17 protein-coding genes are annotated in these 19,652 nt (G+C 61.4%); 14 read left to right on the top strand and 3 right to left on the bottom strand.

Annotation, left to right across the window (positions count from 1 at the left end; all coding sequences use genetic code 11):
* Positions 1–6 precede the first annotated feature (6 nt).
* The 12 genes from regB to ISX84_RS14240 all read left to right on the top strand — a co-directional run bounded on the left by regB (position 7) and on the right by ISX84_RS14240 (position 16,260).
* Positions 7–1,395 (top strand): sensor histidine kinase RegB, encoded by a 1,389-nt coding sequence (gene regB, locus ISX84_RS14295; RefSeq protein ID WP_195821053.1) that lies wholly within the window; start codon positions 7–9, stop codon positions 1,393–1,395.
* A gap of 83 nt (positions 1,396–1,478) precedes the next feature.
* Positions 1,479–3,029, top strand: a complete 1,551-nt coding sequence (locus ISX84_RS14290) for a PAS-domain containing protein (protein WP_195821052.1) — start codon at positions 1,479–1,481, stop codon at positions 3,027–3,029.
* Between the two features lie 47 nt (positions 3,030–3,076).
* Positions 3,077–3,550 carry a tRNA (adenosine(37)-N6)-threonylcarbamoyltransferase complex ATPase subunit type 1 TsaE gene (gene tsaE, locus ISX84_RS14285; protein WP_195821051.1) on the top strand — a complete coding sequence of 158 codons (474 nt, stop codon included), beginning with the start codon at positions 3,077–3,079 and terminating at the stop codon, positions 3,548–3,550.
* On the top strand, positions 3,547–4,569 hold the full coding sequence (locus ISX84_RS14280; protein WP_195821050.1) for an aminoglycoside phosphotransferase family protein: 1,023 nt from the start codon (positions 3,547–3,549) through the stop codon (positions 4,567–4,569). The genes tsaE and ISX84_RS14280 overlap by 4 nt, the downstream gene beginning before the upstream one ends.
* Positions 4,545–5,237, top strand: coding sequence for a nucleotidyltransferase family protein (locus ISX84_RS14275; RefSeq protein WP_195821049.1), 693 nt, complete (start codon positions 4,545–4,547; stop codon positions 5,235–5,237). Before ISX84_RS14280 ends, ISX84_RS14275 begins: the two co-directional genes overlap by 25 nt.
* Positions 5,230–8,187 (top strand): double-strand break repair protein AddB, encoded by a 2,958-nt coding sequence (addB, locus tag ISX84_RS14270; RefSeq protein WP_195821048.1) that lies wholly within the window; start codon positions 5,230–5,232, stop codon positions 8,185–8,187. Before ISX84_RS14275 ends, addB begins: the two co-directional genes overlap by 8 nt.
* Entirely contained in the window at positions 8,184–11,555 is a 3,372-nt protein-coding gene (addA, locus tag ISX84_RS14265) for a double-strand break repair helicase AddA (protein WP_195821047.1), read from the top strand. Before addB ends, addA begins: the two co-directional genes overlap by 4 nt.
* A gap of 36 nt (positions 11,556–11,591) precedes the next feature.
* Positions 11,592–11,912 (top strand): thioredoxin, encoded by a 321-nt coding sequence (trxA, locus tag ISX84_RS14260; protein WP_195821046.1) that lies wholly within the window; start codon positions 11,592–11,594, stop codon positions 11,910–11,912.
* A gap of 145 nt (positions 11,913–12,057) precedes the next feature.
* The gene (gene hslV, locus ISX84_RS14255) at positions 12,058–12,615 is read left to right on the top strand and encodes an ATP-dependent protease subunit HslV (protein ID WP_195821045.1); all 558 of its coding nucleotides are present in this window, start codon (positions 12,058–12,060) and stop codon (positions 12,613–12,615) included.
* Positions 12,612–13,694 carry a hypothetical protein gene (locus ISX84_RS14250; RefSeq protein ID WP_195821044.1) on the top strand — a complete coding sequence of 361 codons (1,083 nt, stop codon included), beginning with the start codon at positions 12,612–12,614 and terminating at the stop codon, positions 13,692–13,694. The genes hslV and ISX84_RS14250 overlap by 4 nt, the downstream gene beginning before the upstream one ends.
* A complete protein-coding gene (gene hslU, locus ISX84_RS14245; RefSeq protein WP_195821043.1) occupies positions 13,691–14,995 on the top strand; it encodes an ATP-dependent protease ATPase subunit HslU in 1,305 nt (434 codons plus the stop codon). The genes ISX84_RS14250 and hslU overlap by 4 nt, the downstream gene beginning before the upstream one ends.
* Before the next feature lie 38 nt (positions 14,996–15,033).
* Positions 15,034–16,260 (top strand): MFS transporter, encoded by a 1,227-nt coding sequence (locus ISX84_RS14240; protein ID WP_195821042.1) that lies wholly within the window; start codon positions 15,034–15,036, stop codon positions 16,258–16,260.
* Here ISX84_RS14240 and ISX84_RS14235 read toward each other — a convergent pair.
* From ISX84_RS14235 to ISX84_RS14225, 3 genes are read right to left on the bottom strand one after another with little or no spacing between them, the layout of a single operon-like run.
* Entirely contained in the window at positions 16,244–16,840 is a 597-nt protein-coding gene (locus ISX84_RS14235) for a Smr/MutS family protein (RefSeq protein ID WP_195821041.1), read from the bottom strand. The two genes, ISX84_RS14240 and ISX84_RS14235, sit on opposite strands and share 17 nt — an antisense overlap.
* Complete coding sequence (gene mltA, locus ISX84_RS14230; RefSeq protein WP_229884321.1) at positions 16,837–17,874, bottom strand: murein transglycosylase A; 1,038 nt, start codon at positions 17,872–17,874, stop codon at positions 16,837–16,839. Before mltA ends, ISX84_RS14235 begins: the two co-directional genes overlap by 4 nt.
* Positions 17,871–18,530 carry a Tim44/TimA family putative adaptor protein gene (locus ISX84_RS14225; protein ID WP_195821040.1) on the bottom strand — a complete coding sequence of 220 codons (660 nt, stop codon included), beginning with the start codon at positions 18,528–18,530 and terminating at the stop codon, positions 17,871–17,873. Before ISX84_RS14225 ends, mltA begins: the two co-directional genes overlap by 4 nt.
* Positions 18,531–18,635: 105 nt before the next feature.
* Between ISX84_RS14225 and ISX84_RS14220 the strand changes: the two genes are divergently transcribed.
* On the top strand, positions 18,636–19,106 hold the full coding sequence (locus ISX84_RS14220) for an FxsA family protein (protein ID WP_195821039.1): 471 nt from the start codon (positions 18,636–18,638) through the stop codon (positions 19,104–19,106).
* A gap of 59 nt (positions 19,107–19,165) precedes the next feature.
* A complete protein-coding gene (gene secB, locus ISX84_RS14215; protein WP_195821038.1) occupies positions 19,166–19,651 on the top strand; it encodes a protein-export chaperone SecB in 486 nt (161 codons plus the stop codon).
* Position 19,652: the final 1 nt, after the last annotated feature.

Here is a 19,652-nt window from a genome sequence, read left to right as displayed (position 1 = left end):
AGCCGCATGCAGGAAACCACTGTCAGACCTCTCGGCGGGGATACGCGCGCCAGCTGGATACGGCTGCGCACGATGATCCTGTTGCGCTGGTTTGCCATCGGCGGCCAGCTTACTGCGATCACGGTGGCGCAGCACTGGTACGGTCTCCAGTTGGAGCTGGGGTTTTGCTACATGGCAATTGGCGCCTCTGTCATAGCCAATCTGGTTGCCATCTTCATTTTCCCCGAAAACAAGCGGCTCGGCGAAGTCGAAAACATGCTGATGGTGCTCTTTGACCTGCTTCAACTCAGCATTCTGCTGTTTCTGACCGGTGGGCTACACAATCCCTTTGCCCTTTTGATGCTGGGCCCCGTTACGATTTCCGCCGCGGTTCTGACGCTCCGGTCGACCGTTCTGTTGGGCAGCACCGCGATCCTGATGGTTTCCATCCTGTCGCAGATCCATTTGCCGTTGCGCACAGACAGCGGGTTGATCCTGGAAATCCCGCAACTGTTCGTTTTCGGCCATTGGATCGCGCTGATCATCGCAATTGTCTTTATCAGCGCCTATTCCGTGCGGGTCACGTCCGAAATTCACTCCATGTCGGACGCTTTGGCGGCCACGCAAATGGCTCTGGCGCGCGAACAGAAACTGACGGATCTTGGCGGTGTCGTTGCGGCGGCGGCACACGAATTGGGCACGCCCTTGGCGACCATCAAGCTTGCCAGTGGTGAATTGTACGAAGAGCTGACCCACCACCCGGATCTACGGGAAGATGCCGCGCTGATCCGCGAGCAGGCGGATCGATGCCGGGACATCCTGCGGGATATGGGACGTGCCGGAAAGGACGATCTGCACCTGCGGCAAGCACCCCTCATGGCGGTGATCGAAGAGGCCGCGGAACCGCATATTGGGCGCGGCAAGACGGTACATTTTCACCACCTTCAGGACCCGGTGGCGCAACCCTCCATCCTGCGCCAACCGGAGATCATCCACGGCCTGCGAAACCTCATCCAGAACGCGGTCGATTTCGCGGAAACAGACATCTGGATCGAAGCCGGATGGTGTGACGACAGTATTTCCCTGCGCATCATGGATGACGGATGCGGCTTTCCGCCACAGCTGTTGGGGCGGATTGGCGATCCCTTCATGCGCCGTCGGCGCAACACGACGAGCAGCGGTCTGCGCCCCGGGTACGAAGGTATGGGATTGGGCCTGTTTATCGCAAAAACCCTTCTTGAAAGATCAGGTGCCGAACTCCGCTTTGCCAATGGCCGCGATCCTGTTGCCGTAGAAGAGGGAAAACGTGCCGATCTGGGTGCCATTGTGCACGTGACCTGGGAGCGACGGCGCATTGACGCCAATGGCAGCGACCAAGCCCGGCAATTCGGTGAAAACCGCCAGTTCGCCGTGTGAGCCGTTCGGCAAATTAACCAGCCGTTAACTAAGGCCAAGGAATAGTAAATCCGTCTTCATCTGATACAGGGATTGTTCGGCTCATGCCTTTTTGGGACATAGCGGCCATCGTTGCTGCAGCCGGGCTCAGCACAGGTGCCGCGCTATTCTGGATCACCCGACAGAGACGTTCGACGACACGCCCGTCTCCGGATGCGACACGGGAAACCCATCCGGACGGCATCTCTTTTCTCTTTGACCAGGAAGACCTGCACCACGCATCCGACACAGCGCAGCAGCTTTATCGGTTGATCCCGGGCCAGGATGATTGGCAATCGTGGCGCGAGCGTATGCTCAACCGGTTCCCCAGCGTGCCGGAACACCCGATGTCGAACCAGCCGGGGTCCGTCACGGTGCCCGCGCGCCATGCCGAGGATACGGCGACCCTCAAACTCACGCATCGCGGCAAGTTTACCCAGATCCACATGAACGACGACCGGATGATCAACGCCGCGCAGTCACAGAAATTGCGCGCGCTTCACCGGGAACTCGCGGATTTGCGGCGCGCCAGTGACACGACGCCCCACCCGGTCTGGCAAGTGGATTCGACCGGTAAGGTCACATGGCACAACGCGGCTTATGAAGATCTGTACAACAGGCTGCACAACACCGCACCCCTGGCCACAAAACCGGTGTTCAAAGTGACCGATACCGCGAACGAGAGCACTGGACGGCAGCGCGTCTCTACGCAGTCCAAGGCGGATGGTAGAAAAGACTGGTACGACGTCAATGCGGTGACCGTCGGTGACATCACGATTTTCCACGCGGTGGATGTGAATGCGGTGGTGAAATCGGAAGTTGCCCAGCGCAATTTCGTACAAACGCTGGCAAAGACCTTTGCGCAACTCTCTATCGGGCTGGCGATTTTTGACCGTAATGGGCAGCTGGCCCTTTTCAACCCGGCCCTGATCGACCTGACCAACCTGCCTGCGGATTTCCTGAGCGGTCGGCCCACGCTGCTGTCGTTCTTTGACCGGATGCGCGAAAACCGGCGGATGCCGGAGCCCAAGAACTACCACTCCTGGCGTCAGGAAATCTCTGAGGTGATCGCGGCGGCCACCGACGGCCGGTATCAGGAAACCTGGACGTTGGAGACCGGCCAGACCTACCGGGTCCGCGGACGGCCGCATCCCGATGGCGCCATCGCCTTTCTCATCGAAGATATCAGCGCCGAAGTGTCTCTGACACGGAACTTCCGGGCTGAGCTGGAGCTCGGCCAGTCCCTTATGGATACCTTCGATGAGGCTTTGGTTGTCTTCTCCTCCACAGGTGTTCTGACCTTTTGCAACGTCGCCTACAGGGAGCTTTGGGGGCTCGATCCCGACAATTCCTTTGCCGATGTGACCATCGCCGATTCCGTGCATGAGTGGAAACGCCTGTGCAAGCCGGGCGCGCGCTGGCCCGCACTGACGGATTTCGTGCGCGGCTATGGCGACCGCACCACGTGGGACATGCCCGCAAAGCTCAGCGATGGCACCGATCTTTCCTGCAGCGTATCGCGCATTGCCTCCGGCGCGACGGTAATCCGGTTTGTCCAGAATGGGACGGCGAAAACCAAACCGAGACGGACAAAGGTCAACCGCCCGTCGGCCTGAACCCTCTTACCTCTTGCAGCCAACCCTGCGCGCGGTAAGCATGGGGCATGACCGCCAACCGATTTTCCCATCAATTTGACACCAGCGATGCGACCGCTCTGGCGGCGGCGGCGCTCGGACCCATGCTGGAACCGGGGGATACAGTGTTGCTGAGCGGCCCCGTGGGCGCTGGCAAGACCCACTTTGCGCGGAGCCTGATCCGTTCCGTGCTGATCACGCCCGAAGATGTTCCTTCTCCAACATTCACCCTCGTACAGACCTATGACACGACCGCCGGGCCGCTTTGGCACGCCGATCTTTACCGTATTGGTACCGTCGATGAAATCGAGGAACTTGGATTGGCGGAAGCCTTCGACACCGCGATCTGTCTGGTGGAATGGCCCGACAGGCTGGGCGATCTGCGCCCGGAAAACGCACTGAACATCTGGCTGAAAGACGGCACCTCAGAGGATAGCCGCACACTCTGCGCCGACTGGCAGGATCCGCGGTGGGCGGGAAAAATGAGAGCCTGGGCTCCATGACGTCGCGCGATCACGATCTTGAGGCTTTCGTCGAGCGGGCAGGGTGGGGTGGTGCGACGATCACGCCGCTGGCCGGTGATGCCTCCACCCGACGCTATGATCGGCTGGTGCAGCCGGACGGGATGCGGGCGGTTCTGATGGACGCGCCGCCCGCCAAGGGCAATGACATCCGTCCTTTTACCCGCATCGCCGCCTATCTCGCAGGCATCGGGCTCAGCGCGCCACGCATTTTTGCTCAGGATGACCGGCGGGGGTTCCTGCTGCTCGAAGATCTGGGGGATGATCTTTTTGCCCGCGTTCTGGAACGGGAACCGCAGCGCGAGGCAGCGCTCTATGAAGCCGCTGTTGATGTGCTGGTGCATCTGCATCGTGCGCCGCCGCCACCGCTGGCAACCTATGACGCCGCAACGCTCACGTCCCTTACGGCGCCGACCTTTGACTGGTATCAGTTCGGCATAGCGGGAGAGATCGACGACGATGCGCGCACTGAGTTTTCAAAGCTGTTTGAAAAGCATCTCGCACCGCTCGACACGCAGCCAAAAGTGCTCATTCAAAGAGACTATCACGCAGAAAACCTGCTCTGGTTGCCCGACCGGGAAGGGCTTGCGCGCGTCGGAGTGCTGGACTTTCAGGACGCGGTGCTGGGGCATACGGCCTACGATCTGGTCTCGCTGCTGCAAGACGCCCGCCGGGACGTGCCCCCCGAGTTGGAGCGCCAGATGATTGACCATTTCCTGGATCAGAGCCCGCATGACCGGGAGAGATTTACCATGGCTTACGCGGTCCTCGGAGCACAGCGGAACCTGCGCATTCTGGGGGTTTTCTCATGGCTCTGCCTGCGTGACGGCAAGGCACATTACATTGACCTGATCCCACGCGTATGGGGCCATGTTCAGACCAATCTGAAACACCCGGCCCTCGCAGATCTGGCCAAGCACATCCATCAATCCTTACCGCCTCCAACCTCGGACGCCCTGACCCTGTTGAGATCGAAATGCGCGACCTTCCCGGATCGGTAATGCTGTTCGCAGCCGGGTTTGGCACGCGCATGCGACCGCTGACCGACACGCTGCCGAAACCGATGATCCCGGTGGCGGGTCGACCACTCATCGATCATGCGCTGGATCAGACAATTGGCCTGCCTGTGGACCGGATTGTCGCCAACCTGCACTACAAACCCGCGAAACTGGAAGAACATCTGGCAACACGCGGCGTGCGGACCGTGATGGAGCAGCCCGAGATCCTCGATACCGGTGGCGGGCTGCGCCATGCGCTGCCACATTTGGGGCAGGGGCCGGTCTTTACCCTGAACAGCGATTCAATCTGGAAGGGACCTGGCCCGCTGGCGCTGTTGCGAGATGCCTGGCGCCCGGACGACATGGACGCCCTGTTGATGTGCATCCCGGTGGCGCAAGCGCACGCCTATTCCGGTCAGGGCGATTTTGAAATCGACCCAGACGGCAGGCTGCACCGGGGCCACGGTTACGTCTACAGCGGCGCGCAGATCATCAAGATCGACAGGCTACAGGAGATCGCCGCCACCCGGTTCTCGCTGAACGTTCTGTGGGATTTGATGGCGGCAGACAACCGGCTCTTCGGGCTGCGCTATCCGGGACATTGGTGCGATGTCGGTCACCCCGGTGGCATCAACATCGCCGAAGCCCTGCTGACCCGCTCCGATGTTTGAAAGCGGCTCTAACCCGAGGCTTTTTGGTGTTTCACCCGGCGTTGATTTTCCGCGCGCGCTGGTCGATGGGCTGGTCACGCGGATGGCTGGACGGCCACCGGACGCCATGGCACGGGTGCAGCTTATCGTAAACACGCGCCGGATGCAGCGCCGGTTGCGCGCTCTCTTCGATACGCACCCCGCGATGCTGCTGCCGCAGATCAGGTTGATCACCGATCTCGACCTCATCGAGCCCAGCCTCGTGCTGCCGCCCCCCGTCTCGCCACTGCGGCGGCGGCTGGAGTTGATCGCCCTCGTCTCGCGTCTGATTGCACAGCAAAAGGACCTCGCCCCGCAATCCTCGCTCTATGATCTCACCGACAGCCTTGCGGGCCTCATTGATGAGATGCAGGGCGAAGGCGTGACGGCCCAGACCATTGCCAATCTCGACGTGACGGATCAATCCGGGCACTGGCAACGCGCGCAGCAATTCATCCAAATTGCGCAGGCCTATCTGGATCAAACCGACACGGCACCGGATCAGGAAGCGCGCCAACGTCTGCTGGTAACGGCCCTGGCCGAAAAATGGGACCGCGAACCGCCGGGTGATCCGGTGCTGGTCGCGGGCTCCACCGGGTCGCGGGGCACCACAATGCTGCTGATGCAGGCGGTGGCAAAGCTGCCGCAGGGCGCGCTGATCCTGCCGGGGTTCGACTTTGACATGCCGCCGGACGTCTGGGCGCAGTTGGGCAACGCCATGGTGTCGGAGGATCACCCGCAGTACCGGTTTCACAAGATGATGGCCGAGATGGCGGTGACGCCCGCCGATGTCACTCCTTGGCATGACACGCCCGCACCATCGCCCGCGCGCAACGCTCTGGTATCCCTCTCCTTGCGCCCCGCGCCGGTCACCGACGCCTGGCTGACCGAAGGTGCCAAGCTCACCAACATCGCCGAAGCCACGGCAGATGTGACACTGCTGGACGCGCCCAGCCCCCGGGACGAGGCGCTGGCCATCGCGTTACGGCTCCGTCAGGCCGCCGAGGTTGGGGAAACCGCCGCTTTGATCACGCCCGACAGGGTGCTGACCCGGCAGGTCACAGCCGCGCTGGACCAGTGGGATATCCTGCCGGACGATTCCGCAGGCATGCCGCTGCATCTCTCCCCGCCGGGGCGTTTCCTGCGCCATGTCGCCAACCTGTTCACCCGCCGCCTGGATGCCGAAGCCTTGCTGACGCTGCTCAAACACCCCTTGACCCACAGCGGTGTGGCGCGCGGCCCGCATGTGCTCAACACGCAACGGCTGGAGCTGCGCATCCGGAAACACGGGCTGCCCTATCCCGATCACACGGGCCTTGTGCGTCTGCTGGAAAAGACCGTCGCAAAACCCGAAGATCAGAAGGCGCTGCAAGACTGGGCGCAGTGGGTTGGTCAGACTTTCACCGGGCAAGTGATGTCCGAGGCGCAACCGCTTGCTACTTGGGTAGATCGCCATATCGCCTTGTCAGAGACTATTTCTGCAGGCGTCGGATACACGGAACCCGGCGCGTTATGGCAAAAGAAAGGCGGGCAGAAAGCGCTGCAGGTCATGCAGAATGTCGCGGCGCAGGCTGAACATGGCACCACCATGACCGCTGCGGACTACGGCGATCTGATCGGTGCGCTCCTGTCCGGTGAGGAAGTCCGCGACCGGGACGCGCCGCATCCCGACATCATGATCTGGGGCACGCTGGAGGCGCGGGTGCAGGGGGCCGATCTTGTCATCCTCGCCGGTCTCAACGATGGCACTTGGCCCGAAGCCCCAGCGCCCGACCCATGGCTCAATCGCGCGCTGCGACATCAGGCCGGGCTGCTCTTGCCGGAACGCCGCATTGGGCTGTCTGCGCATGATTACCAACAGGCCATCGGCGCCAAGCAGGTCTGGCTCACCCGCTCCATCCGCTCCGATGACGCGGAAACCGTCACGTCTCGCTGGCTGAACCGGTTGCGTAACCTGCTGGACGGGCTGCGGGATCAGGGCGGGCCGCAGGCCCTGGCCGATATGCTGGCGCGCGGTGATCTCTGGCTCGCTCGCGCCGCCCGTTTTGAGAGCGTTGACCCCACCGACCCGGCAAAACGGCCCTCGCCAAAACCGCCCTTGGAAGCCCGGCCGCGCGCCTTGTCGGTCACCGAAATCAAACGTCTGATCCGCGATCCTTATGCAATCTACGCGCGGCATGTGTTGAAACTCTCACGCCTTGGGCCGCTGGTGCAAAGCCCTGACGCGCTGATGCGCGGCACCCTGGCGCATGAGATCATGGAAGGTTTTGTGCAGGACACGCTGAAGGACCCGGCTCTGCTCTGCGCCGATCACCTGATCGCCGTGGCCCGCCGGGTGATGACAAAGGAGGTGCCCTGGCCCGCCGCACGCGCCATGTGGCTGGCCCGGATCGAAAAGATCGCCGATTGGTTTGTCACCCGTGAGGCGTTGCGGCAAAGCTATTCCACACCCGTCGCCTTCGAGGCGCAGGCCAAGGGGCAGCTGGTCTGGCCTGACATCGGCTTTACCCTCAGCGCCCGCGCCGACAGGATCGACCGGACCGGGGATGGCGACATCCTGATTTACGACTACAAGACCGGCAAACCGCCCACGGCCAAACAACAGGCCACCTTTGACAAACAGCTGCTGATCGAGGCGGCAATGATCGAAGAAGGTGCCTTTGACACGTTCGGCGTTTCTTCGGTCGCATCGGCGATTTTCATCGGGTTAGGCTCACATCCGGAGGAGGTTTTCGCCCCGCTGGAGACGGAACCCCCGCAGGAAACGCTGAGCAATCTGCGTGCGCTGATCGACGCCTATCTTGACACCGGGCAGGGGTTCACTTCGCGCCGCATGATGCTGCAGGACAAGATCGAAGGTGACTATGACCAGCTTGCCCGTTTCGGTGAATGGGACGCGACGGACGACCCCGCGCCGGAGGATCTGTCATGATCCGGCGGGACGATGCCACAGAAGCGCAGGTGCGCGCCGCGCGGCCCGACGCCTCCACCTGGCTGGCGGCAAATGCCGGATCCGGCAAGACACGTGTGCTGACCGACCGGGTGGCACGGCTGTTGCTGGATGGGGTGGAACCCCAGCACATCCTCTGTCTGACCTACACCAAGGCTGCGGCCTCCGAGATGCAGAACCGGCTGTTCAAACGGCTGGGTGCCTGGGCGATGCTGCCCGAACCAGCGCTGCATGCCGCGCTGCGCGACCTCGGTATCGATGGGGAGATCGACAGCTCTCGCTTGCGCAGCGCGCGCACGCTTTTTGCCCGTGCCATCGAAACGCCGGGCGGGTTGAAAATCCAGACGATCCATTCGTTTTGTGCCTCGCTCCTGCGACGGTTCCCGCTGGAAGCTCAGGTCAGCCCGCAGTTCACCGAGATCGAAGACCGCGCCGCCGACCTGCTGCGCGCCGAGATTGTGGACCAGATGGCCGAAGGCAACGACAGCGCCCTGATCGATGGCATCGCGCGGCACTATACGGGTGAAGATTTTTCCAAGCTGACCCGCGCCATTGTCCAGCATCGCGAACTGCTGTCCCAGCCCCTGACATGGCCTGAAATCCTTGCAGTCTTTGGGCAGCCAGCCACGCTGTCAGAGGAGCAGATTGCGCAGGATGTCTTTCTTGGGGGAGAGGATGATCTGATCGCCGCGATCCTGCCGGCCATGCGGGAAAAGGGCGGGAATGACGGAAAGGCCGCAGAGAAGCTCGCCGCGCTCGGGCCGATGGGCTTTGCGGCGCTTCCGGGGCTCGAAGGGGTCTTTCTGACCGGTGCCACGGCGAAATCCCCCTTCACCGCAAAGACAGGCAGCCTGCCAACCAAACCGACACAGAGCGTGTTGAGTGATCACATGCCCGCACTCAATGCCTTCATGGAGCGGGTGGAGACCGCGCGGGAAGCACGCCTTGCCTTGAATGCGGCGCGGAAAACGCAGGCCCTCCGTGATTTCGCCACCCGGTTCATTGCGCATTACGAGGAGCGCAAACTGCTGCGCGGGTGGCTGGATTTCGACGACCTGATTTTCAAGGCGCGCGATCTGCTGAACGACCCGGCGGTGGCCGCCTGGGTGCTTTTCCGGATCGACGGTGGCATTGACCACATTCTCGTAGATGAGGCGCAGGACACCAGCCCCACGCAATGGGATGTGATCCGCAAACTGGCCGCTGAATTCACCAGCGGCGAAGGCGCGCGCAAGGACATCGCGCGCACGCTTTTCGTGGTAGGTGACAAAAAGCAGTCGATCTATTCGTTCCAGGGTGCCGACCCGCGCGAATTCGACCGGATGCATGCGGAGTTCAAGACCAAGATGGAGGCGGCGGATCAGCAATTTCAGAGCCTAACACTGGGATATTCCTTCCGATCCTCTGCTGCCGTGCTGGGGGTGGTCGATGCCGCCTTTGAGCATCGCGAGGAAGCCGGGTTCACCGAAGACGCCCGCCATATCGCCTTCAAGGACGCCTTGCCCGGGCGCGTGGACATCTGGCCGGTGATCGAAAAGCAGGACGATGCGGACGACCGTCTGTGGTACGAACCGCTGGATCGTCGCGGTACTCGCCATCACACGGTGATCCTGGCCAATCAAGTTGCGGATCAGATCAAGCAGATGATCGACACCGGCCAGACTATTCCCGTCGATCTGGACGGTGGTCATGCCAGACGCCCGGTGCGACCGGGTGACTTTCTCATTCTGGTGCAACGTCGGTCCGATCTTTTTGCCGAGATCATCCGTGCCTGTAAAAATCATGATCTGCCCATTGCAGGTGCCGACCGGTTGAAGGTTGGCGGCGAATTGGCGGTGCGTGACCTCGCCGCGCTGCTGTCCTTTCTGGCCGTGGCCGAAGATAGCCTGTCGCTTGCCACAGCCTTGCGATCCCCGCTGTTCGGCTGGACGGAAAAGGAGCTTTTTGATCTCGCCCATGGCCGCAGCGAAGACCACCTCTGGCAGACCCTGCGCACCAAACCCGACACCTACCCCGAAACGCTGGGCATCCTGAACGACCTGCGTGCCAATGTGGATTTCTTGCGGCCCTATGATCTGATCGAGCGGGTGCTGACACGGCATGGCGGGCGGCGACGGCTGTTGGCCCGGCTGGGACGGGAGGCGGAGGATGGGATCAACGCGCTGCTCTCGCAGGCGTTGTCTTATGAACGCAACGCGATCCCCAGTCTCACCGGGTTTCTGGTCTGGATGGACACCGACGATCTGGAAATCAAACGCCAGATCGACAGCGCCTCGGACCAGATCCGGGTGATGACGATCCACGGCGCCAAGGGGCTGGAAGCGCCCATCGTGATCCTGCCAGATACAGGCAAGCGCGACATCCAGATCAAGGATGACATCCTGAAAATCGGGGAGCACCCGGTTTGGAAAACCAACGCCGCTGAAATGCCGCAGGTTATCGCAACGGAAGTCACCACACGAAAAGAGGCGCAGTTCGAAGAACGGTTGCGATTGCTCTATGTGGCTCTAACACGGGCGGAAAAGTGGTTGATTGTGGCAGCAGCCGGAGAACTTTCCAAGCAGAACGACAGCCTTTACCAGATTGTCGATGCAGCACTTGAGCAAGTGCCAACGGAAGAGATCGCGTTTCAGGGCCTGACCCTCAAACGACACAGCCATGGATCGTGGGACGCGCTGCCAATGCTCCAGGCAGACACGCCACCCCCGCCCAGCGCAACGCTTGATCCGCTCTTCCATCGCAAAGCGCCGCCCCGATCTGAGCCTGTGGAGACGATTTCACCTTCCGACCTCGGCGGACCAAAAGCACTTGCAGGCGAGCAGGGGCGTAATGAAGAGGCGGCCAAAGCCTATGGCAGCCTTGTGCACCTTTACCTCGAACACCTCGGTCGGACGGCGGCATCGGCATGGCCAGCCGTGGCAGCAACCCTGTCGACCGGACAGCCGGATGAAGCCGAAGCACTGGCCGAAGCGCAAGCCGTGTTGCAAACACCCACGTTGCGGCATGTTTTTGCCCCGACGACTCTGGCGGAGGTCGCGATCTCCGCCCCGCTGGGGCAGGCCCGTATGAACGGTGTCATTGACCGGCTGGTCATCACCGACGATCTGGTCCTTGCCGTGGATTTCAAAACCAACCGCGTTGTGCCGGAGACTGCGGAGAGCTGCCCGCTGGGGCTGCTCCGACAGATGGCGGCCTATGCCGAAGGGCTGCGACACATCTATCCCGACAAGCGCATAGAGACGGCGATTCTGTGGACAAAGACCTGCGGCCTGATGCATCTGCCGCACGAAATCGTGACGCAGGTGTTAGAAAGCCCGCAACATCTTGACCTCGGACCGAGGGCTACATAGGTTCATCCTCCAAGCATAGCCTGTCAGGAGAGCACCATGGCCACCCTTGCTGTAACAGACGAAACATTCGACTCCGAGGTCAAGAATTCCGACATCCCCGTGGTTGTCGACTTCTGGGCGGAATGGTGCGGCCCCTGCAAGCAGATCGGCCCCTCGCTCGAAGAGCTGTCGGACGAGATGAACGGCAAGGTGAAGATCGTGAAGGTCAACGTCGACGAGAACCCGAATTCACCCGCGCAGATGGGCGTGCGTGGCATTCCGGCGCTGTTTATCTTCAAGGATGGTCAGGTCATTTCCAATATGGCGGGCGCCAAGCCGAAGGCCGCGCTGCAAAGCTGGATCGAAGACTCCCTCTGATCCCGGCTAAGTGATCTGCAGATGAGATGGGCGTCCGGATCGGGCGCCCTTTTTCATGCCCGGCAATCCGCCAATGCGCCTTTGCGCGCCCTTGTACCCTCAAAGAGCGCAGGCCATATAGAGCAGCACGCGAAAGGAGACCAGAATGGCACAGGACGATTTCCCCGGATGGCATGGGACGACGATCATCGGGGTGAAAAAGGCCGGTGAGGTCGTGATTGCCGGTGACGGTCAGGTCTCTCTCGGGCAGACGGTGATCAAGGGCACGGCGCGCAAGGTGCGCAGGCTGAGCCCCGGCGGGTTTGATGTCGTGGCCGGGTTTGCCGGGTCCACCGCGGATGCCTTTACCCTGCTGGAACGGCTGGAGGCCAAGCTGGAAGCAACACCAGGTCAACTGGCGCGTGCCAGCGTCGATCTGGCCAAGGACTGGCGCACGGACAAATACCTGCAAAAGCTCGAAGCGATGCTGATCGTTTCCGATGGCAAGGATATCTTTGTCATCACCGGTGCGGGTGACGTGCTGGAACCTGAACATGATGTGGCGGCCATCGGGTCGGGCGGAAACTTTGCGCTCGCCGCCGCACGCGGGTTGATGGACAGCGACCGATCCGCCGAAGAGGTCGCCCGCGACGCCATGGCGATTGCCGCCGATATCTGTGTCTATACCAACGGCAACCTGACCGTGGAGAAAATCAGCGCATGATTGACAAAGACGATCTCCGGGCGTCCGTCAGCGCGGGAATCGTGACCGAAGCGCAGGCCGCGGCGTTGATGAGCCTTGCGCATAGCCGCAGTGGTGCGCGCGAAAACCTGGCACCGGGCGACGAACCTTTCGAACTCTTCAAAGGCTTCAACGAGATTTTCATCGTGGTCGGCATGGTGATCCTCGCATTCGGCTGGATCGGCATTGTCACCTTCGGGATTGCCAATGACCCGCTCGACACAAGGCAGACGCTGATCACCTCCAGCCTCGCGGCCGCCGTCGTGCTATGGCTGCTGTCGGAATACTTCATCCGCCGCCGCCGTATGGTCGCGCCAGCCATCGCACTGGCCATCCTCTTTGCCATCAACGCCGCCTACGGGCTGGCGGGGGCCTTTTCGGAAATCCTGATGGTGGCGCAGGGTGATAACAGCAGCCTGCCACTACCCTTCGCGCTCGCAACCATCGCGCTGCTTCTCTACTGGTTCCGCTTCCGCGTCCCTTTTGCACTGGCGCTCATCGCGCTTGCGGCTTTCGGGGTCGCCCTTCTGATCGCGGGGAACAGCAGCGGTTCGCCCCAATCGATTGAAGAGCTCTTCCTGCTCTCCGCCGGGGGCCCGTTTGCATGGATCACGCTGGCCCTGGGCCTTGTGGTCTTTGCCATTGCGATGACGTTCGACATGTCTGATCCGCACCGGGTCACGCGGCGCGCGGCAAACGGGTTCTGGCTGCATGTGGTGGCCGCACCCGCCCTGGTGAACACGCTTGCGCTTACCCTGCTTGACCGCGAAGGCAGCTGGGCCGATACCACGCTGATTGCCGTGTTGATGCTCATTGCGCTGGTCGCCATCATCATCGACCGCCGATCGTTTCTGATTGCCGCCATCGGCTACACGGTGATCCTCACCACCACGATTTTCGAAGGGGACGGCGCCGTCTATACCGTCTTCTTCCTCGGTGTGGTTCTGCTTTTCCTCGGCGCACGCTGGGAAGCGATCCGCGCCCGTCTGCTGGCCCTGTTGCCGGGCTTCATCCCGCTGCATCGGTTGCCCCCTTCACATGTGACAAAGGTTTTCCAATGACTGACCTGACGCCCCGCGAGATCGTCTCCGAGCTCGACCGTTTCATCATCGGGCAGAAAGACGCCAAACGCGCGGTCGCCGTGGCGCTGCGCAACCGCTGGCGGCGCAAACAGCTGGCCGATGATCTGCGGGACGAGGTCTATCCCAAGAATATCCTGATGATTGGCCCCACGGGTGTCGGTAAAACCGAGATCAGCCGCCGGTTGGCGAAACTGGCCCGCGCGCCTTTCCTCAAGGTCGAGGCGACGAAATTCACAGAAGTGGGCTATGTCGGGCGCGATGTGGAGCAGATCATCCGCGATCTGGTGGACAGCGCCATTGCCATGACCCGCGATTACATGCGCGAGGATGTAAAAGCCAATGCCCGCCACGCCGCCGAGGAACGGGTGATCGATGCGATTGCCGGTGCCGATGCCCGCGAAGGCACCCGCGAGATGTTCCGCAAGAAGCTGAAAGCGGGGGAGCTGGACAACGAGATGATCGATCTCGACGTGGCCGATACCTCCAACCCCTTCCCGATGATGGATATTCCCGGCCAGCCCGGCGGGATGGGCATGATGAATCTCGGCGATATTTTCGGCAAGGCGATGGGTAACCGTACAACACGCAAGCGCCTGTCCGTGGCCGAAAGCTATGATGTGCTGATCGGCGAGGAAGCGGACAAGCTGCTGGACGATGAGACCGTGACCAAGGCCGCCATCGAGGCGGTGGAACAGAACGGCATCGTGTTTCTGGATGAGATCGACAAGGTCTGTGCCCGCTCGGATGCGCGCGGCGGCGATGTCAGCCGCGAAGGCGTGCAACGCGATCTGTTGCCGCTGATCGAAGGCACCACCGTCAGCACCAAACACGGGCCGGTGAAAACCGATCATGTGCTCTTCATTGCGTCGGGTGCGTTCCACATCGCCAAACCATCGGACCTGCTGCCCGAGCTTCAAGGCCGCCTGCCGATCCGGGTGGAACTGCGCGCCCTGACGGAAGAGGATTTCGTGCGTATCCTGACGGAAACCGACAATGCGCTGACCCTGCAGTACACCGCCCTCATGGGCACCGAACAGGTCAATGTCCGGTTTGAGCCCGAAGGGATCGCAGCCCTTGCGAAAATCGCGGCGGATGTGAACCAGTCCGTGGAAAACATCGGGGCGCGGCGGCTTTATACCGTGATGGAACGGGTGTTCGAGGAGCTGTCGTTCAACGCCCCGGACCGGGCGGGTGACGAAGTTGTCGTCGATGCCTCATTTGTCGACAAGAACCTCGGCGCACTGACGAAATCGACGGATATCAGCCGCTACGTGCTTTAGCGCTTCCCTTTCGCCCATGCGCCTGCGACATCAGGCGTATGGGTTACATCCGCTTCCTGATCGACAACCGGCTTTTCCTGCTGGCAGGGTTTCTGTTGTCGTTCACCTCCTCCTACGGGCAGACGTTTTTCATCGCGCTCTTCGCCGGGAATATCATGCGCGACTTCGGCCTGACTGACGGGCAGTGGGGTGGGCTCTACACCCTGGGCACGACGCTGTCTGCGGTGACAATGATCTGGGCGGGCGTGCTGACGGACCGGTTCCGGGTCCGCAATCTATCTCTGGGCGTGATGGTGCTGTTGGCGCTTGCCTGCCTCGCCATGACCGCCGCGCGGGGATGGGTCGCTCTCATCCTCACCATCTATGTGCTGCGACTGCTTGGACAGGGCATTATGTCCGAGCTTGCCTATATCGCCATGTCCCGCTGGTTTGTCGCCGCGCGGGGGCGCGCGATCTCGATTGCCTCCATGGGTTTTGCGGTTGGGCAAGCGGTGCTGCCGATCTTCTTTGTCGCACTGCTCGCCATCGCGGAGTGGCGGACCTTGTGGATTGTGGCGGCTGTGTTGGTCGCGCTGACCATCCCCGTGATCCAGAGCCTGTTGCGGCGGGAACGCACCCCACAATCGCTTGCCGAAAGCAGCACAAGCCTTGGGATGGCGGACCGGCACTGGACGCGGATCGAGGTGTTGCGGCATCCGCTCTTTTACCTGCTCATCCCCCTGATGGTCGGTCCACCGGTCTGGGGGACGGCGCTTTTCTTTCAGCTGGTTCATTTGACAGAGGTGAAGGGTTGGAGCCTGACGGCTTTCGTTTCGCTTTTGCCGCTCCTGACTCTGTCGATGATCGTCTTTACCTTCCTGACGGGCTGGGCCGTAGACCGCTTTGGGGTGACACGCGTTCTGCCCTTCCAGCTTTTGCCCTTCGCACTGGCCTTCGCCGTGCTCAGCCTTGCCGATACCCTCTTTGCCGCCGGTATCGGCCTTATGATCTTTGGAATCGGACAGGGCATGCATGGCACAGCCATCACAGCGTTTTGGCCAGTGTTTTACGGCACGCGAAACCTTGGGGCGATCAAAGCGGCAGCCGCGGCCTTTATGGTTTTTGGCTCCGCCATCGGACCGGGGATCAGCGGAGCGCTGATCGATTATGGTATCACCTTTCCGCAGCAGATGATCCCTTACGCCGGGTTCTACCTCGTAGGCGCGGCGCTCGCCACCGTGGGCATTCTGCGATACCAGCGCGATCTACCTAGCGCTGGCGCCTGAGATAGACGTAATAGGCGCCGCCGCCGCCGTGGCTGATATGCGCCTCGCTGACCTGCATCACGGCGAAGGCCAGCGGCGGCGCGCTCAGCCATTGCGGCACCTGATGGCGCAAAACCCCGTGACGTACCGGGATCGGGCCCCCTTCATCGCGGTTTTTGCCCTTGCCCGTGATGACCAGCACCAATCGTTTACCCGATGCATGGCCGGAGAGGATGAACTTGGTCAGCGCCGCATGGGCGCGGTCCAGGGTCATGCCATGCAGGTCGATGCGTCCTTCGGGTTTCAGCTTGCCCCGTTTCATCTTGCCAAAGGTTTTCTGATCCATCTGCACCGGCGCATTGCGCAAACGGTCGGGCAGGGACGGTGTCAGGTTGAAGCTGGTCTTGCGCGGTTCCGGCTTGGGCGGGAAACTCTTTGCCAGCTTGCCAAAGTCCGGATTCGGGGGATCGGCACGCTTGGGTTTCGGCTGGGGCGCAAAGGCGGCGGGATCAAAGGTCTGGCGCTGTTCGAGGGCCTCGGTTCTCTCCGTCACTTTCCGCCAAAGCGCTGCTTCTTCGGCGGAGAGTTTGCGCCGTGTCACAGCGCGCCCTCCGGCGCCATGGCAAAGGCGCGCTGGATCGGCAGCAGGACAACCATGCGTCCGGGGTCTTTCAACTTGCCCGCCGCACGCCCGGCCCTGTCACCTGTGCCAAAAAACACGTCCGCGCGTTGCGCCCCTTTGATCGCCGAGCCGGTATCCTGCGCGATCATCAGGCGGCGCAGGGGTTTCTTGCCGTCTTTCTCGATCCAGACCGGCGCGCCCAGCGGCACAAAAGACGGATCGACCGCAATGGTACGCATCGGCGTGACCGACCGGTTCATGGCGCCAAGCGGACCCTTGTCTGCCGGCACTTCGCTTACTTCACGGAAGAATACGTAAGACGGGTTATGAAACAATAGCTCGCGGCCCGCCGCCGGGTTGCGCCGTACCCAGTTCTTGATCACATCGGCGCTGACCTGATGGGCGGCATAGGTGCCGCGCCGGACAAGTTCTGCCCCGATGGACCGATATGTGTGCCCATTGGCCCCGGCATAGCCGACGCGCAGCTTGCCACCGCCCGGCAGGTTCACCCGGCCCGAGCCCTGAATCTGCAGAAAGAACAGCTCCACCGGATCATCGACCCAGGCAATCTCCAGCCCGCGTCCTTCCAGCACTTGCCCCTCCAGGATTTGGCGGCGCGAATACCAGCGCGCTGTATCCTTTGCCTCGGGCGGCATCGCGTAGAGCGGATAGCGGTAGCGCCCTGTCGGCTGGCGCGCGCCATTCAGTTCGGGCTCGAAATACCCGGTGAAAAGGGCTGGCTCCCCATCCTCGATGAGAACCGGACGGAACAGAAGCTCAAAGAAGGATTTCGGATCAGGGTCCGACGTCGCATAGGCGCAGACCGCGCGCCAATCCGGGTCATCCATGTCCTGGCAGGTGTTGCGAAAGGTCTCGAAAGCGGCGGCGTGATCATCCCGCGCCCACCCATCGAGATCATCGAAGGATAGAACCTCTATGCGCGTCTCAGCATTGGCGGGGCTGATCATGGAGAGCATCCCGGCGAAAAGCACAGCCGCAAGGGCAGGCTTCATGCGTCCGTGGAAACAAGCAGCCAATTCGGATCATCCGACCCCATATCGCGGGCAAAGGCCCATGTGTCTTTCTGCCGCTTGATCTCCTTGGGATCGCCATCGACGATTTCACCCTCGGCGTTGCGCACAACGGAGGTGAGTTCGGCAACAAAGCGGATCGTCAGTTCGGCTTCCTGCGTGGCGTCATCAAACGTGGCATCCATCAGCTTCAGCTCGCGCACACCGATGAAGGTCGATTCCACCGTCAGCCCCTGATCCTCACGTACGGCAATGCCATCGACAAAGGATTCGTAAATGTCCTCGGCCAGAAAGGGCTGGATGTCGGAAAGCTCGCCCTTCTCATATCCCATGACAATCATCTCGTAGGCGCTGCGCGCACCGCCCAGAAAATCCGTCACATTGAACGATGGCTCAACCCGTTTCATCGACGCCAGCGCCTTGGCCGCGTCGCTGTCCTCATCCACGTGATCCACGATATCAAGGTCGGGACCCCCCTCGATCACTTCGAAATCGGGGCCGGACCGTTCGCGCGCTTGAGGCTTTGGCAAGGGTTGCTGTTCAAACCCTTCCCGTGTCCCCAACACGTTCTTGAGTCGCAGAATCAGAAAAACAGCGATGCCGGCCAGCACCAAAAGCTGTATCAAGGACGAATTCATAGGGACCTCATGTGGGGTAAATCATGGAAACACGCGTATATCCCCCTTATGTAGGTGTCGGGCCTGCGCAAGTCCACTCCGCGCTCCACGAAAGGACGTACCAAAATGTGGCTATTTATCGCTTTTCTTGCGGTACCACTGATTGAAATCACGCTGTTCATCCAAATCGGCGGTGCCATCGGGCTCGGCTGGACCCTGGTGACGGTGGTGCTGACGGCCATTGCGGGCACGTGGCTGGTACGCAATCAGGGTGTCCTGGCGCTCAGTCAACTCAAGTCCTCCTTCTCCGATCTGCGGGACCCGACGGAGCCCTTGGTGCATGGCGCGATGATCCTGTTTTCCGGCGCTCTGCTGCTGACACCGGGGTTTTTCACCGATGCTGTCGGCTTTTTGCTGCTGGTCCCCGCCGTCCGCATTGCGCTCTTCAAGGCCATTCGGGCGCGCATCAAGGTTCAGACCTTCGAGACAGGCCCGGCACGCAGACCGGCGCGGGGCGACATCATCGATGGCGAGTATTCCGAGGTCCAGCCGGATCGGGATCGGGTGAGCCGCCCGTCCAAGTGGACCGACCATTGAGAACCCAGGGCCAAGCTGGTAAGGCTCGCCTGATTTCATATTCACGCTAGGAGACCTCGATGGCTGAAGCCGAAGCACAACCGCAAGGACCGCAGATGCGCGTTCTTGGACAATTCATTCGTGACATGTCGTTTGAAAACATCATGGCGCAAAAGGGTGCGCCTGCCGATGTGACCCCGGACGTTCAGGTTCAGGTCAATCTGGATGCGAAAAAGCGCAGCACCGAAGGTCAGTACGAGAGCTCGATCAAGCTGAATGTGACGTCCAAGGCCAAGGATGGCGATGCCACGCTTTTTGTGCTCGAAATTGACTACGCCGGGATCTTCAGCATCGACAATGTGCCCGAGGACCAGCTGCACCCGTTCCTGCTGATCGAATGCCCGCGGATGATCTTCCCGTTCCTGCGCCGCGTGGTCAGCGATGTGACCCGCGACGGTGGCTTCCCGCCGCTGAACCTGGAAAACATCGACTTCCTGTCGCTTTACCGGAACGAGCTGGCGCGGCGTAAATCCGACTCCGAAGACCAGCCCAAGATGGACGCCTGAG

It is taken from the genome of Roseobacter sp. MH60115, from assembly GCF_015644665.1.
Taxonomy (GTDB): domain Bacteria; phylum Pseudomonadota; class Alphaproteobacteria; order Rhodobacterales; family Rhodobacteraceae; genus Roseobacter.
The sequence above is the reverse complement of the archived record's forward strand: the minus strand, read 5'-3'. Positions and strand labels throughout refer to the sequence as shown.